The sequence below is a fragment of the Empedobacter falsenii genome, from assembly GCF_019308355.1.
Lineage (GTDB): Bacteria > Bacteroidota > Bacteroidia > Flavobacteriales > Weeksellaceae > Empedobacter > Empedobacter falsenii_B.
In genome coordinates this window covers 160,782-176,454 of the sequence record NZ_JAAGKM010000002.1, presented here as the reverse complement: position 1 = coordinate 176,454, position 15,673 = coordinate 160,782, and the positions used below count along the sequence as shown (strand labels likewise).

Genomic DNA, 15,673 nt, shown 5'->3' with positions numbered 1-15,673 from the left:
GCTCACCTCTTCCCATTCCGAACAGAGAAGTTAAGCCTGCCTGCGCCGATGGTACTGTTACTTACGGGAGAGTAGGTCGTCGCCAGTTTTTATCAAAAGCCTCAAGTGAACAACTTGAGGCTTTTTTTGTGGGTATACGTCGCGCTTTAGGCTGAACGTTTTAAGCTTTACGCATCTCCAGACTATGTTCTATAAAACAAGAAGCTTCCAATCAGTAAATAAGAGGCTTCTAATTAGTCAACAAGAAGCTTCTTCTTGATAAAAAGGAAGCTTCCTTTTTACAACTAACTCAGAACTTAAAAACCTGCGTTAGGGATAGTAATGGAAATCCTTTTGGAGGAATTGGTTTTTCTGTAATCACTTCTAATCTTCTTATACAAAAGATTGCAACGGATACCCCGACCGAGCGATTTACATTAGTTGTGTTTGTATTCTTTTTGGTTACCTATGAATAATATAAATGAAAGGAAAAGAGCGAGAGAACGCCCAAATTAATTTTTATTAGTTACTATAAAATTATTTAAAATTTATCAATTTATATAGTTCATTTACTTTTTTAATAGAATCATTATCTAAATAATATAGGAAAAATAGGTTCTTGTCTATCTCAACAAAACCAGTAATCATATAAGATTTTTCGTTTTTTGATTCAATTAACAAATCAGGTTTATAATCATTGTTAATATCTAACTCAACTATACCTTTTAAAGCATAAAGCTTGGTCTTGTGATTTATAATTGAATCGATGAGATTTCCTTTTATATTATAATTTACAATGGGTTTATGTATAAAGAAATCATCTGGAAAGTACATTTCTTCATATTTAGTATTTTTAAAATTATATACATCAGGACTCCGAAAAAATGATATTTTTTTCATCATTCTTTTATTAATTTCGCTAATTTCTCCTAAGTTATATATTCTTATGATTGATTTTATTTTACCATCAATTGTTTCAGGATTGTATGTGTAATTTAAATTTACTTGCCTTACTTTATTTGATTTGGAATCGAAATTTACTGTAATATTCTTTAAGTTTTTATTGTCAACAATTAGAAACAAGTCAGAATTAAAAGATTTTAACGATTTAAATTGTGCATTCTTTACAGGCGGAACTTTATAATAAAGTTCATTATAAGATTCAAATTCATAATTATTAAAAGTCTTACGAACTAAATATAAACTATAAGTTGCAGAAAGTACCAATAATAGAAAGGATAGAAATATAAATATTTTCTTCATAATTAATTTTATTAAAATATCCATTGTAGTAGCTTTCATAGATACTTTTACATGTGGTATTCAATCAGATTCATTACCATAAAGATATGAATTAAAAATAATTACACATATAAAAAAAGCCTAACCGAAGTTGAGCTTGTATTATCCAAAATAAAATGAATCGCGATCATTTAGGAAATTAAAATGCTTTCGAGTTTTATCTTGTTCTTCTTTATCAATTTCGAATTGTAAAATTTCGGGATGATTGTTTATTGTTTCTAAATCTTGCCCCAATGTATCAAATAAATGCGAATCGCCCTGATACTCGAGATTATAGCCATCTACACCAATTCTATTTACGCCAGCAACAAAAGCCATATTTTCGATTGCTCGAGCTTTTAGAAGTGAAATCCAAGCTTCTCGACGTGCTTTTGGCCAACTCGCGTTACAAAGTATCAAATCGTACGGATCTTCTTCTGTATTGCGAATCCAAACTGGAAATCGTAGATCGTAGCAAACAATAGGACGAATTTGCCATCCTTTATAATCAATCGTTACAATTTTATCTCCTGCAGAATATACGCCAGCTTCTTTTCCGTAACTGAACAAATGTTTTTTATCGTAAATGTAAATAGAGCCGCTTGGACAGATAAAATAAAATCGGTTATAGTATTTATTGTTTTCATGCGTAGAAATGCTTCCAGCAATCGCAGAATTCAATTCTTTAGCTTTATGTTGCATCCATTCGAAGGTTTCTCCAAAAGGCTTTTGACCAATTTTTTCTATATTCATCGAGAATCCCGAAGCAAACATTTCTGGTAACAATATAATATCAGTTTGATGATTGGCTAATAATTCGTCTAAATAGGAATGATTAGCTTTTGTATCTTCCCAGATTACATCGTATTGTATTAATGATATTTTAAGTTTATTTTGAATTTTCATTGTTGATAAATTTTTGATCTAATTTTGGTTTATTAGATTGGTTGATGATGTAATACATAAAGATAAATATAAAAAAACCAATAAACGAACCACCAACGGTATCAATCGCAAAATGGCGTGATAAGTAGATTCTACTAATTGCGATACTCGGAAAATGAAGTGCAAAAAATAATTGTAACCATCTGTTTTTGGTTAATAAACATAAAGTCATCGAAATTATTGCGGCTGTTAATGAATGTCCTGAAGGAAAAGTTGAAGCCATTTGTATCGCATAATCTTTGACTAGAATAATGTCTATTTTTTTCTGTGTAAAATAATATCCAGGACGTAAAACTTGTTCGAAATAGACATTTTTAAAGAATACACTAATTGTGGTTGCAACTGCTCCAGAAACTAATAAATAATAAAAATATCTTCGTGTTGTTTTCCAAAATAGATAACCAAGAAGTATAAAAAATAAATAATAGGTTCCGAAATCGGTATAAAAAACAAAGAGTTTATCGAGATAATGATTGCTGTACTGATTGAAATGCAGATGTAATTCGTCGCGACCATAATATTGCGTCATGGCGATTGCAGCAAAATTGTAGATAAAAAATACGACAAAAAATGGCCAAATTCTTAGAAATAAATCTTTTTGTTGATTCATTTGAGTTGGGTTTTTATATAACATTTATGATGAGATTCCAAATAAGTCTAAAATGAGATTCATTCAAATTTAAGCAAAAAAAAACTTGACTAAATAGCCAAGTTTTAAAACGTTTTAATATTGTTTAAAAAAATTATTTTACTTTTTCTACGATTGCTTTGAAAGCTTCTGGATTGTTCATCGCTAAGTCAGCTAAAACTTTACGATTTAATTCAATTCCAGCTTTGTGGATAGCTCCCATAAATTTAGAGTAAGACAATCCGTGTAATCTTGCTCCAGCGTTAATTCTTTGAATCCATAACGCACGGAAATTTCTTTTCTTTTGACGTCTATCGCGGTAAGCGTATACTAAACCTTTTTCTACTGCATTTTTAGCAACAGTCCAAACGTTTTTTCTTCTTCCGTAATATCCTTTTGCAAGTTTTAAAACTCTTTTTCTTCTAGCTCTTGACGCAACTGCGTTTACTGATCTTGGCATAATTTTTAATTTTTTTGTAGTGGGCGAGATTGCTCTGCTTTAAGGCCCATCGACAGGGTTAATAATGAATTAATAAACCAAATAAGAACGTGTTCTTATTTTAATCTTAATTGTTGTTTTACTGAATGAACATCAGCTTGATCAACTAAACCAGTTTGAGTTAAATTTCTCTTTTGTTTAGTCTCTTTTTTTGTTAGGATGTGGCTTTTAAAAGCGTGTTTTCTTTTAATTTTACCTGTTCCTGTTAATTTGAAACGTTTTTTCGCTCCAGATTTTGTTTTTAATTTTGGCATGATTACAAATATTTAAAATTAAAACGTTTTTTATTTTTTGTAAGATGATAAGAACCTAATTATTTCTTAGGTCCCATCATCATAATCATTCTTTTACCTTCAAGTTTTGGCATTTGTTCTACTTTTCCAACATCTTCCAATTCTTGAGCTAAACGTAACAATAAGATTTCTCCTTGATCTTTAAAGATAATAGAACGTCCTTTGAAGAAAACATACGCTTTCAATTTTGAACCTTCTTCTAAGAAAGATCTTGCGTGACGTCTTTTGAATTCGTAATCATGATCATCTGTTTGAGGACCGAAACGAATTTCTTTCACGACAACTTTCTGCTGTTTAGCTTTAAGTTCTTTTTCTTTTTTCTTTTGTTCGTATAAGAATTTTTTATACTCTACGACACGACAAACAGGTGGAATGGCTTTTTCACTGATCATTACCAAATCTAAACCTTGTTCTTCTGCAAGTTCTAAAGCTTTAGCTATTGGATATACACCAGGTTCTATACCTTCTCCAACAACGCGTACTTCTTTCGCGTCAATCTTATCATTGATCTTGTGTTGATCTTCCTTAATTACTCTGGCTGGACCTCTGCCGCCTTTTCTTCTAATTGCGATAGTTATTCTGTTTTAAATTATTTTAATTTGATTTGTTCTTTCATGAAGTCGATAAATGCTTGAATCGTCATCTCTCCTAAATCACCTTCTCCGTGTCTTCTTACAGAAACTGTACCGTTTTCTGCTTCTTTTTCACCGATGATTAACATGAAAGGAATTTTACCGATTTCGGCATCACGGATTTTTTTACCAGTTTTCTCGTTTCTACTGTCAATCAGTCCGTTAATTTCCTCTTCGGCCAGCAAATTTAATACTTTTTCTCCATATTCCACATATTTTTCACTAATTGGTAAAATTGTGAATAAATCTGGTGTTAACCAAAGTGGTAAATTACCTGCTGTATTTTCTAACAAAATGGCAATGAAACGTTCCATAGAGCCGAATGGCGCACGGTGAATCATTACTGGTCTGTGTTTTTCGTTGTCTGCTCCAGTGTAAGTTAAATCAAAACGTTCTGGTAAGTTATAATCCACTTGGATTGTTCCTAATTGCCATTGACGTCCTAATGCATCTTTCACCATAAAGTCTAACTTAGGTCCATAGAATGCAGCTTCGCCATATTCTACAACTGTTGGTAAACCTTTTTCTGCTGATGCTGTGATAATTGCTTGTTCTGCTTTTTCCCAGTTTTCATCAGATCCGATGTATTTTTCTTTATTCTCTGGATCTCTTAATGAGATTTGAGCTGAATAATTATCAAATCCAAGATTTGTAAATACATATAATACTAAATCAATTACTTTTTTGAATTCTTCTAATAATTGATCTGGTGTACAGAATAAGTGAGCATCATCTTGAGTAAATCCACGAACACGAGTTAAACCGTGTAATTCTCCTGATTGTTCGTAACGATAAACAGTACCAAACTCTGCATAACGTTTTGGTAAGTCGCGGTACGACCATTGAGATGTTTTGTAAATCTCACAGTGATGTGGACAGTTCATTGGTTTTAACAAGAATTCTTCTCCTTCGTTTGGCGTTTTAATTGGCTGAAAACTATCTGCACCATATTTTGCATAGTGACCAGAAGTTACATACAATTCTTTTTGACCAATGTGTGGAGAAATTACCATTTCGTAACCCATTTTTTGTTGCTCTTTCAATAAGAAGTTTTCTAATTTTCTTCTCAAAGCAGCTCCTTTTGGTAACCAAAGAGGTAAACCTGCACCAACTTTTTCAGAGAAAGCAAATAAACCTAATTCTTTCCCTAATTTACGGTGATCACGTTTTTTTGCTTCTTCTAATAACTCAAGATATTCTGTTAAATCTTTTTGTTTTGGGAATGTAATACCATAAACACGAGTCAACATCTTGTTTTTCTCATCTCCACGCCAATAGGCTCCCGCAACATTCAAGATTTTTGCAGCTTTCACAATTCCAGTGTTTGGAATGTGTCCACCACGACATAAATCTGTAAAATTATCGTGTGTACAGAATGTAATATCTCCATCTTGTAGATTAGAGATTAATTCTGTTTTGTATTCATTGTCTTTGTATGTCTCTAATGCTTCTGCTTTTGAAACTGAATATAATTTGAATTCAGCTTTTTTCTTTGCATTCTCTAACATTGCTTTTTCTACTTTCGCAAAATCAGCTTCTGTAAATTTATCCTCACCAAAATCAACATCGTAATAGAAACCTTTGTCAATCGCAGGTCCAATAGTTAATTTAGCATTTGGATAAAACTCTAAAATAGCTTGCGCTAATAAGTGAGCAGATGAATGCCAAAAAGCTTTTTTACCCATTTCATCATTCCAGGTTAACAATTTGATCGTTGCATCTGTGGTGATTGGGGTTGTTGTTTCAACTTGTTGATCGTTTACTATAGCCGAAATTACATTACGTGCTAAACCTTCACTAATGCTTAGCGCCACGTCCATAGGAGTTACGCCACTCTCATACTGTCTTACACTTCCATCTGGAAGAGAAATGTTTATCATCTTACTTTTAGAATTTGTACTAGGATGCAAAATTACGAATTTTCTGTAAGTTGACGAAATTTTTAAAGGGTTGATTTTAGCTAAAATATTAAGTAAATAGTTGAGCTATTGTTTTGAATGAAATTATCTTGTTTTCGATAAAATTAATATTGAATTATCTCTTTATAAACTTTAAAATTTCGTTTGATTCTTTTGTTTTAATATAATAAATTCCAGCCGCTAATCCTTGACAATTAATCGTTATATTTGATTGATTATTAATACGAACCGATTGTACACTTTGTCCAACTGAATTGTAAATGAAAAGTATATTATTTTGAGTATTTAATTGTGTTTTATCAATACCAATTATAATTTTATCATTCGTAATATTTGCTGATTTTAACCAGATAAAAGGTTTTGATTCAATTGATTTTGTACTTAAACTCTCATGAATTTTAAATTGCATCACAACAGGTAAATGATCGCTCATATTGTACAAATTAGTTCGTAGAGTTTGAGAGTAAATGCCTGTACAATCAGGATCTTTAACATCTTTATTCAAACAATCTCCATTATTTCCATACGCTTTATAACTATCGTTTATAAAAGAAAAACGTGAGCTGTTTTTGAAATTTTCACTCATCATAATAAAATCAAAACGATCATCTAAACCGCCACTTGCCCCTGCATTAGTTCCGCTTCCAAAACCTATGTTAGAAACGCGTGTACTTTGTGTATGTAAATAACTAAAAGCTGGATTGTCTTGCCAATTTCCAAGTGCATTTAATGGATCAATCATCAAAATAGCATTTGCCGGATTGATAATTTCTTGATAAGCTGGTTCTGATGAATTATAAAAATTAAAATCTCCAGCAAAAAGAACATATGTATTAGGTTGCGTTAATTTTTTCAAGGATTTTGTGACTTCTTGCACCATTTCCAAACGCATTTGACGATTTGCAGGTCCTGTACTCGATTTTAGATGCGCAACAAAAACTTCTAAATGAATAGGATCGTTTGAAGTAATATTTAATTGAAAAGAATATTGATTGATGTCGCGATAAACTGTTGGGATTTTTTGTTGATTAACTAACGTCAATTTACGTGTATTATAAAAAACCATTGTTTGTAACGGATCATCTAATTTCGTTGTATCAGCTACAAAAATTGCGCGAGCAAATTTATCAGGTTGATTTTGCAAAGACGTATTTAGAATTAAATCAGCGCCATTTTCTGTTACTAATTCACAAATCATAAATAAATCTGGTTTGTATTCGTCTAAAATATCTCTTAGGATCAATTGACGATTTTGAGGAAGTGAATTCGGAAATTTGAACACATTATAAAACATCGTATTTAATGTTTCTTGTGAAAAAATAGAAACCGAAAGGATTAAAAATAAAAGGAGTAAATTTTTTTTCATATCAATTGATTTTAGTTTTACACTTCAACTTTTTTTAAATCTAAGGGATTAATTTAGAATGTCTTAAAGTTAATTATTATCAATTGAATAAAAAATTTTATTTCTTTTAATTAAAAATATAATTGGTTTAATGTCAAATAAAAAATCCAGTTCTTTTCGAAACTGGATTTTGAAATATTTTATGAACGTGCTCGTCTGAAATATAAAAACAAAGTTAGTAATCCGAAGACGATGTTTGGTATCCATGAGGCGACAAGTGGCGAAACATATCCTTTTTCGGAAAACGTAGACGTTGTTTGCGAGAAGAAAATGTAGACAAACGCTAACGAAATACCAACTGCAAGATTGATTCCGATTCCTCCACGACGTTTTTTAGATGAAAGCGATAAAGCTAAAAGTGTCAAAATAATAGTTGAAAATGGTACGCTCAAACGGTTATTTAATTCATTTTCGTATGTATTTACATTGGCAGAACCTTTTGCTTTTTGTTTCTGAATAAATTCATTTAATTCGAAGGTATTCATTGTTTCAGCAACATATTCTTCTGGTAAAATTTCATCAGGAGAAGCTGGTAACTTCAAATTTGTATTGGCTTCGTAATTTAACTTTTCGGTTTTATCCTTGTTAATTTCGCGTGTGTAAACACTCATTAATGCATATGTAGAATCTTTGTCGTTCCAATTAAAACTTGAGGCAATGATTTGTTTTTTTAATTCAGTTGAATCAAATTTTTGATACATAAAAGAACTTCCTAACTTTTCTGTTCTGTCATAACTATCTACAAAAACAAACTCATCAGGAGAAATTTGCGAACCGATACGTTGTCGTTTATAATATTCTTCCTTGTCGTTGTTACTCAATAAGTGGGTGTATTGGTATTTATTTTTTTTGATATTTGCCCAAGGCAAAACCACATTTCCTACTACCAAAGCAGAAACAGCTAAAAATATAGCAACCCAAATATATGGAAGTGTAAATCGATAAAAACTAATACCACCCGAAAGCACACCTACAATTTCGGTTTGCATCGTCAGTCGTGATGTAAAATAAATCACAGTGATAAAAACGGCAATTGGTAAAAAGGTGTTGATAATCCAAATAGACCAATAAGGGTAAAATTGGGTTAAAGCCGAAAAAGCTGTAGAACCACTATCATTAATACGTCCTAATTTTTGACTAAGATCGACAATAACAGCGATAGTAGACAAAATCAAAACCATGAAGATAAAGGTTCCGATAAAGTTTCGGATGATGTATTTATCAATTATTTTCAAACTACAGACGTTGTTTTAATTGTGGAACAATTTGTTCTTTCCATTGAGCGAAATCTCCTGCTAAGATATGCTGTCTTGCAACTCTTACCAAATCTAAATAAAACGCAAGGTTATGAACAGATGCAATTTGTTTTCCTAAAGCTTCGTTGGCATTGAACAAATGACGAACATAGGCTTTTGTGTAATAACTATCCACATAGCTTGTCCCGTTTTCGTCTAATGGTTCGAAACAATCTTTCCATTTTGCATTTTTCATATTCATAACACCATTCCACGTGAACAACATGGCGTTACGCGCGTTACGCGTTGGCATAACACAGTCGAACATATCAACTCCTAAAGCAATACATTCGATGATATTCCAAGGCGTTCCAACTCCCATTAAATAACGAGGTTTGTCTTGTGGAAGAATTTCTGTTACGATATCCGTCATTTCGTACATCACAGGTTCTGGTTCACCAACAGATAATCCACCAATAGCATTTCCTTCTGCACCGAAATCCGCAATATATTTTGCTGATTCTTGACGCAAATCTTTGAAATCATTTCCTTGTACAATTGGGAAAAGTGTTTGTTTGTGATCGTAATATTCAGGATTATTGTTTAACCAAGTTCTACAACGTTCCAACCAACGATGTGTGACATGCATGGCACGTTTTGCATCGTGATATTTTGCTGGAATTCCTGTTAATTCATCAAAAGCCATAAAAATATCAGCTCCGATAAAACGCTGAATTTCCATTGATTTTTCTGGCGTAAACATGTGGTAAGAACCATCGATATGTGATTTGAAACGCACTCCTTCTTCAGATTTTTTACGACTTGTTGCCAAAGAATACACTTGGAATCCTCCAGAATCTGTAAGAATTGGTTTTTGCCAATTCATAAATTTATGTAATCCACCCGCTCTGTGCAAAATATCAGTTCCTGGACGCAAATACAAATGATAAGTATTTCCAAGAATGATTTGGGCTTTAATATCTTCTTCTAATTCACGTTGGTGAACAGATTTTACTGTACCAACCGTACCAACTGGCATAAAAATAGGTGTTTCGATTTTACCATGATCGGTTTCTACAACACCAGCTCTTGCCTTAGAAAATTCGTCTTTTTTATCGATTGAAAATTTCATAGTGTGCAAAGATATTAATTGTTTAGCTTGTTGCGAGTTGGTTTCGAAAAAAATAACAAAAAAATAAGGATAAAGTTGCCTTTACCCTTATTTAGAAATTTTATGAAATGATTATTTTGTGAAACGTAATGACATTTTGCGGTCAGAAGCTCTTTCTGCGTCAGAAGCTGTTTCAGCTACTTTTGCAAATTCTTCTCCGTAACCTTCGGCAGCAATAACTTGCGCACCAACACCACGTTTTGTTAATTCAGCTTTTAAGTAATCTGCTCTTTTTTGAGAGATTTCTTTGTTTTTCGCATCATCACCAACTTTATCTGTGTATGCTCCAAGTTTAATTTTTGCAGTTGGATATTTTTTCAAAATTGCAGCAACATTATCTAATTGAATGTCAGAACCTGATTCTAATTGATCTGTTTTACCAAAAACGAAGTTAACATTATCAAAGTTGAACCATTTTTCTTTCAATTGATCTTCTGTCATTGTTGCAAAATCTGGCGCTTTGATAAATTTGATAATTTGATCTTCTAATCCATTTGCATATCCTTTCAATGCAACACCATCTAAATCGATATCAGATAATTCTTTTGGTGCAGCGTTTAGAGAATCCTCATTTAATGAATCAACCACAATTTCAGATTCTTCTGTAATAACTGTTTTTTCTTCGTTCTTATTACATTTTTTTAATAAGAAAAAGGCTGCTAAAGCAACTAAAATTAATGGGATTAACCATTTCCAAAAACCTCCACCACCATTGTTATTATGAGTTTCTGCATAAGCATCAACTGGCGCTACATATGGTTTTTCTTCTGGTTCTACATCAACTACTTTTCTTGTTTCTGTAATAGTTTCAGTTATATGATCTTTTGCAACATCTATAGTTTCAGTAATTTTAGGCGCATCGTTAAATATTGTTCCTAAACCTAAAGCTCCAAGTCCTAAACCAGTTGGAATTAATCCTAAAATTTTATCTTTAATTCCTCCTAAAGATGAAAAGAAATCAGCTTCTGTTACATTGTTAAATTCTGCTTCTTTTCCAATAGATCCAAAAGTTGTTAATGCAGTTAAGTCTAATAATTTTGAAGATGAACCTGTCGAAATTCCTGCATATTCAGCAATTTTAGAAACGATTGGTTGCGCATTCGAACCAAAAATAACATTGATTAATTCTTTAATTGTGTCTGGAGTTTCTTGTTCTGTCGAAATATTAGCTAATCCACGAGAAGCACCAAAAGATTTGATGGTATGAAATAAGCCTGTAGTAGAATTCTTTTTTTCTAAAACACCTCCTAAAAGAATAGGAATAAATGCATTGATTGCTTTAGAAATTCCCGATTCATTTTCACCTAATTCTGATGAAGTTTTCGAGATCAAATCTGGGGTAATATACCCTTTTACTAATTCAATAATGTTCATAGATTTTAATTTTTAATTATAGTCTTTTTTTAGTTGTAATTTGTTATTAACGAATATTGTACCAATATTCAGATTTATTAAAATTAGTTAAAAAAAATGATAATTTTTTTATTTTTTTGAAAAGATGTAAGAATGGAATTAATTTTATCCGCTGAATTACTAAAAAAATATTATGCAAGAACAAGACAAGGTTGATAGTTTACAAGATGTGATTTCAACACCTATCAAAGATGTAGAATATATTACGAACTGGTTAATTACGAAAGGGTCTGAAGTGGGGTGGAGTTTAGTCTCTGCGATATTTACGTTAGTAATTGGTTTATGGTTGGCGGGCAAATTGAAAAAATTGATTGAAAAACGTATGATTACTCGTAATGTGGATCTATCTATTCGTACTTTTCTTATTCCGATTATAAATATTGTTCTAAAAATGATCGTGATAATGTTTGTTGTTTCACGATTAGGTTTAGATGCTTCCGGTTTAATCGCAGCACTAGGAGGAGCTGGTTTAGCAATTGGTTTAGCTTTGCAAGGGTCTTTGTCAAATTTTGCAGCGGGAATTCTAATTATTCTTTTCAAACCGTTTAAAGTAGGAGATTATATTGTTTCACAAGGAAATGAAGGAACTGTCGAATCAATCAGTTTATTAAATACAGTGATTGCGACTGGAAAAGGGCAGGTTGTGACGCTACCAAATGCAAATTTGTTTAATAATCCAATTACCAATTATTCCGTCAAAGAATATCGTCGATTAGATGTAAATGTTGGTATTTCTTATGATGATGATTTTGACAAAGCGCGCGAAGTTTTGTTGAATGTTTTAGAGAAAAATGAATTGGTTGATGATACACAATCTAAAACGGTTGAGATTTTAGAATTTGCAGCAAGTTCTGTGAATTTGGCTGTGCGTTGTTATGTGAAGAATAGTGATTATTGGACGGCTTATTGGCAATTGTATCGCGCGGTGAAATATGCATTAGACGATAATAATATCTCGATGCCTTATCCGCATACAGAGATGATTATTAAGAATGATAGTAATTCGCCAACAGTTCCTTTCGATAATAAAGATTAATGAAGTATTTACTTACTATATTATCAATTTTTTCGTCTGTGCATCTATTTGCGCAGATCGAATTAATTGAGAAACATCTCAATTCTGATTTCTATTCCACTCAATTCACAGGATTTTATTTGTATGATCCAATCACGAAAGAAGAAATCTATAATTATAACGGGAATAAATTTTTTATTCCAGCATCAAATACCAAAATTTTTACGTTGTATACAGCAATGAAAATGTTGAACGATTCTATCCCTGCATTCAAATATCAGTTGATTGGTGACGAATTGCATATCGAAGGAACTGGAGATCCAACTTTTTTGCATCCAAAATATAAAAATACACGAGCGGTAGATTTTTTGAAAAATAATGGTTCTAAAATTGTTTTTCATTGGAATAATTTCGACGAAGAATCTTTTCTACCAGGTTGGACTTGGGACGATTTTAGAAAAGATTATGCACCAGAAAGAAGTCAATTTCCAATTCATGAAAATTTAGTTTCAATTTCGAAAAATGGAAGTTCAATCAAAACATTTCCGACATATTTTGAAGAATTAACAGAAATTAGAGAAATGCCAGAGCCGAGGAATTTTTATGATAATAAATTTTATATCAGTAATAAAAAACGAACAGAAAAAGTTCCTTTTATAGTGAATGAAACGGTGATAGAAAAATCGTTGTCGCAAATTTTGGGTAAACCTGTTGATATGGTCAAAACGCCAATGATCAATAATCCGAAAGTGTTTTATAGTCAGAAATCAGATGATGTTTACCGCGAAATGATGGAAAATAGCGATAATTTTTTGGCGGAACATTTATTGATTTTAGCTTCGAGTACTTTACCAGGAAAATTGAGCGCTTCTGAAACGATTACCTTTTCTAAAAGATATTTGTTGAATGATTTGAAACAACAACCAGAATGGTTTGACGGTTCGGGATTATCGCGTTATAATTTGTTTACACCGCAAAGTTTTGCTCAAGTTTTGGGGAAAATGTACAACGAATTTCCCGAGCAACGTTTGTTTTCTATTTTCCCAATAGGTGGTAAAACTGGAACAATCAAAAATAGATACAAAGATTCGGCGCAACCTTATATTTATGCCAAAACAGGAACGTTGAACAATAATGTAACGTTGAGTGGTTATTTGAAAACGAAATCTGGAAGAACGTTAATTTTTAGTTTGATGAATAATAATTCGATCAAAGATTTATCTTGGATTCGAAATGAGAACGAAAAGTTATTACGAATTATTAGAGATAATTATTAAGCATATTTGAAATAAAAAAGCCTTCCGATTTCGGAAGGCTTTTGCTTTATTAGAAAGACATCTTTACGGTGTCGTTATTTCCTGTTAATACTTTTGTGTCTTTTTTATTTTTGACATCAAAAGTTACAATGTTTTGTTGATCATTAAAAATATCTGTCAACAAAGCTACTTTTAGTTCTATCGAGCTGATATTAGAAATTTTATCAAACTTAAAAAAAACTCGTGTCGATTTATCATTTACCTGATAACCATAATAAGAAGTTCCCAAAGCTTTACCATTTACTTTTACATCAACTTTACTATTTACATACGCTTTCAACTTGTTTTCGAAGTTAGATTTGTTTGAAACATCAGCACCAACTGCTTTTTCCAACTGATTGGTAAATGTACGCGCAGTGATATTTAAAGTTCCAGTTTCTTGTTCGTAATCAACCTTGATATTTGCTGTATGAAAATCTTGAGCGTTTAGGTTAAAAGTTACTAAAACCAAAAGCAAAGAGAATAGATATTTTATGTATTTCATTTTATTTCTTAGTTTGTACAAGTCTATTTCAAATCGAGTGCCAAAGATTCTTAAAATTTAAAAGAAAGCTTTAGCGACTTGTTAATAACGAAATTAGAATAAAAAAATTATAAATCACATAAAAATATAAAAAGAGTATTAAGTTATTAATACTCTTTTTAGTGAAATTATTCTAATTTTTAAACTAACCAAAGTTGATTTTGGTATAAAAAGAAAACTCCTAAAGCTACTAATAGAAATGAAACTATTGCAAAAATAGGGACGCTCATTGGTACAGTTATAGAGCGTTTTAGTTTTGCATTTGCAATCGTCATAAAAATAACAGCAGAAATCATAATTAATGGATGTTCCATCAACTTAAATCTTAAAATATCGTTTTTCATAATGTTTTCTGCCCCAGAAACATCAACAGCCAATTTTATTAAATTTACTAATCCAAGTAATAATTGAACGTGAAAAGTAATGGTTGTAAATAACCCGATTTTTTTTATTGTTGCGTTTGTATCTTTTTTAGAAATCGCATAAATTAATGTTGAAATCACAAAGATAACGCCCATCAAAATCACAAGATAAGCCCAGCCACTATGAAATTGTTTGATAAAATCCATTTTTCTAATTTTAGTTTTTCAATACAAAAATAACAAACCTTTTTACATAAATACTATTTGATGATATTTATGTGTTTTCAGAACAGTTTTTTAGATTAATCAAAATCTCGTAATTTCGCGCAAAATATATCCGAAATGGGAAAAGATAAAATCAGAAGATTTAACGAAAATAAAACTTTTCAGAATGTTGTTCAACCAACACGAGAAGAGGCAATTAACGAGTTTGCATTAAAAGGAAATTGGAACAAAGAATTTTTCAAGAACGACAAACCAATTGTGTTAGAACTTGGGTGCGGAAAAGGAGAATATACAGTTGCAATGGCGCGTCGTGACAAGGATCGTAATTTTATCGGAGTAGATATTAAAGGATCAAGATTTTGGCGTGGTGCTAAGACTTGTTTGGATGAAGGAATTGAAAATGCTGGATTTCTTCGAACTCAAATCGAAATTATCGATCATCTTTTTGCAGAAAATGAAGTGAGCGAAATTTGGATTACTTTCCCAGATCCACAAATCAAATACAGAAGAACAAAACATCGTTTAACAGATCCTGAATTTTTGAGACGTTACAATACCATCTTAAAACCTGAAGGAACAGTTAATTTAAAAACGGACTCTGAATTTTTACACGGATATACACATGGTGTTATTCACATCGAAGGACACGAAGTTATTCGTTCTACACACGATGTTTATCACCCAGATCATTCAGATATTCCAGAAATTGTAACAGCTGTACAAACATATTATGAATCGAAATTTTTGGAAGAAGGTAAAAAGATTACCTATATAAAATTTCAATTAAAATATTAATAAAAAAATCCATCTTTCGATGGATTTTTTTGTTTTG

Annotated in this window: 16 protein-coding genes and 1 rRNA gene; 4 read left to right on the top strand and 13 right to left on the bottom strand. The window is 31.6% G+C overall.

The window, feature by feature from the left end; all coding sequences use genetic code 11:
• Window positions 1–88: ribosomal RNA gene (gene rrf / locus G0Q09_RS02250) — 5S ribosomal RNA — on the top strand; the annotation flags it as partial.
• A 428-nt stretch (window positions 89–516) separates the two neighbouring features.
• On the opposite strand, the gene G0Q09_RS02245 is transcribed toward rrf, so the two are convergent.
• The 11 genes from G0Q09_RS02245 to G0Q09_RS02195 all read right to left on the bottom strand — a co-directional run bounded on the left by G0Q09_RS02245 (window position 517) and on the right by G0Q09_RS02195 (window position 11,361).
• Complete coding sequence (locus G0Q09_RS02245; protein WP_219033821.1) at window positions 517–1,281, bottom strand: hypothetical protein; 765 nt, start codon at window positions 1,279–1,281, stop codon at window positions 517–519.
• 102 nt (window positions 1,282–1,383) lie between these two features.
• On the bottom strand, window positions 1,384–2,166 hold the full coding sequence (locus tag G0Q09_RS02240; RefSeq protein WP_219033820.1) for a nitrilase-related carbon-nitrogen hydrolase: 783 nt from the start codon (window positions 2,164–2,166) through the stop codon (window positions 1,384–1,386).
• Window positions 2,150–2,815 carry a phosphatase PAP2 family protein gene (locus G0Q09_RS02235; RefSeq protein ID WP_181816269.1) on the bottom strand — a complete coding sequence of 222 codons (666 nt, stop codon included), beginning with the start codon at window positions 2,813–2,815 and terminating at the stop codon, window positions 2,150–2,152. Before G0Q09_RS02235 ends, G0Q09_RS02240 begins: the two co-directional genes overlap by 17 nt.
• 133 nt (window positions 2,816–2,948) lie before the next feature.
• The gene (gene rplT / locus G0Q09_RS02230) at window positions 2,949–3,293 is read right to left on the bottom strand and encodes a 50S ribosomal protein L20 (RefSeq protein ID WP_038337134.1); all 345 of its coding nucleotides are present in this window, start codon (window positions 3,291–3,293) and stop codon (window positions 2,949–2,951) included.
• Between the two features lie 95 nt (window positions 3,294–3,388).
• Window positions 3,389–3,586: a 50S ribosomal protein L35 gene (gene rpmI, locus G0Q09_RS02225; RefSeq protein WP_038337133.1), complete on the bottom strand. Its 198-nt coding sequence runs from the start codon at window positions 3,584–3,586 to the stop codon at window positions 3,389–3,391.
• A gap of 59 nt (window positions 3,587–3,645) precedes the next feature.
• Window positions 3,646–4,155, bottom strand: coding sequence for a translation initiation factor IF-3 (infC, locus tag G0Q09_RS02220; protein WP_236688239.1), 510 nt, complete (start codon window positions 4,153–4,155; stop codon window positions 3,646–3,648).
• A gap of 59 nt (window positions 4,156–4,214) precedes the next feature.
• Window positions 4,215–6,137: a threonine--tRNA ligase gene (gene thrS / locus G0Q09_RS02215; protein ID WP_219033819.1), complete on the bottom strand. Its 1,923-nt coding sequence runs from the start codon at window positions 6,135–6,137 to the stop codon at window positions 4,215–4,217.
• 154 nt (window positions 6,138–6,291) lie between these two features.
• Complete coding sequence (locus tag G0Q09_RS02210; protein ID WP_125349598.1) at window positions 6,292–7,542, bottom strand: T9SS type A sorting domain-containing protein; 1,251 nt, start codon at window positions 7,540–7,542, stop codon at window positions 6,292–6,294.
• 179 nt (window positions 7,543–7,721) lie between these two features.
• Complete coding sequence (locus G0Q09_RS02205; protein WP_114998662.1) at window positions 7,722–8,816, bottom strand: LptF/LptG family permease; 1,095 nt, start codon at window positions 8,814–8,816, stop codon at window positions 7,722–7,724.
• A gap of 1 nt (window position 8,817) precedes the next feature.
• Entirely contained in the window at window positions 8,818–9,948 is a 1,131-nt protein-coding gene (gene tgt / locus G0Q09_RS02200) for a tRNA guanosine(34) transglycosylase Tgt (protein ID WP_114998663.1), read from the bottom strand.
• 111 nt (window positions 9,949–10,059) lie between these two features.
• Window positions 10,060–11,361 (bottom strand): OmpA family protein, encoded by a 1,302-nt coding sequence (locus tag G0Q09_RS02195; protein WP_219033818.1) that lies wholly within the window; start codon window positions 11,359–11,361, stop codon window positions 10,060–10,062.
• 172 nt (window positions 11,362–11,533) lie between these two features.
• Between G0Q09_RS02195 and G0Q09_RS02190 the strand changes: the two genes are divergently transcribed.
• Together G0Q09_RS02190 and G0Q09_RS02185 are read left to right on the top strand one after the other, a co-directional pair.
• Window positions 11,534–12,436, top strand: a complete 903-nt coding sequence (locus tag G0Q09_RS02190) for a mechanosensitive ion channel family protein (RefSeq protein WP_219033817.1) — start codon at window positions 11,534–11,536, stop codon at window positions 12,434–12,436.
• Window positions 12,436–13,692 (top strand): D-alanyl-D-alanine carboxypeptidase, encoded by a 1,257-nt coding sequence (locus G0Q09_RS02185; RefSeq protein ID WP_219033816.1) that lies wholly within the window; start codon window positions 12,436–12,438, stop codon window positions 13,690–13,692. The genes G0Q09_RS02190 and G0Q09_RS02185 overlap by 1 nt, the downstream gene beginning before the upstream one ends.
• Before the next feature lie 49 nt (window positions 13,693–13,741).
• Here the strand turns inward: G0Q09_RS02185 and G0Q09_RS02180 are convergent, their stop codons facing one another.
• On the bottom strand, window positions 13,742–14,215 hold the full coding sequence (locus G0Q09_RS02180; RefSeq protein ID WP_114998668.1) for a DUF6702 family protein: 474 nt from the start codon (window positions 14,213–14,215) through the stop codon (window positions 13,742–13,744).
• A gap of 179 nt (window positions 14,216–14,394) precedes the next feature.
• Window positions 14,395–14,823, bottom strand: a complete 429-nt coding sequence (locus tag G0Q09_RS02175) for a hypothetical protein (RefSeq protein WP_114998669.1) — start codon at window positions 14,821–14,823, stop codon at window positions 14,395–14,397.
• Window positions 14,824–14,958: 135 nt separating this feature from the next.
• Between G0Q09_RS02175 and trmB the strand changes: the two genes are divergently transcribed.
• Window positions 14,959–15,636 carry a tRNA (guanosine(46)-N7)-methyltransferase TrmB gene (gene trmB / locus G0Q09_RS02170; RefSeq protein WP_219033815.1) on the top strand — a complete coding sequence of 226 codons (678 nt, stop codon included), beginning with the start codon at window positions 14,959–14,961 and terminating at the stop codon, window positions 15,634–15,636.
• Window positions 15,637–15,673 lie beyond the last annotated feature (37 nt).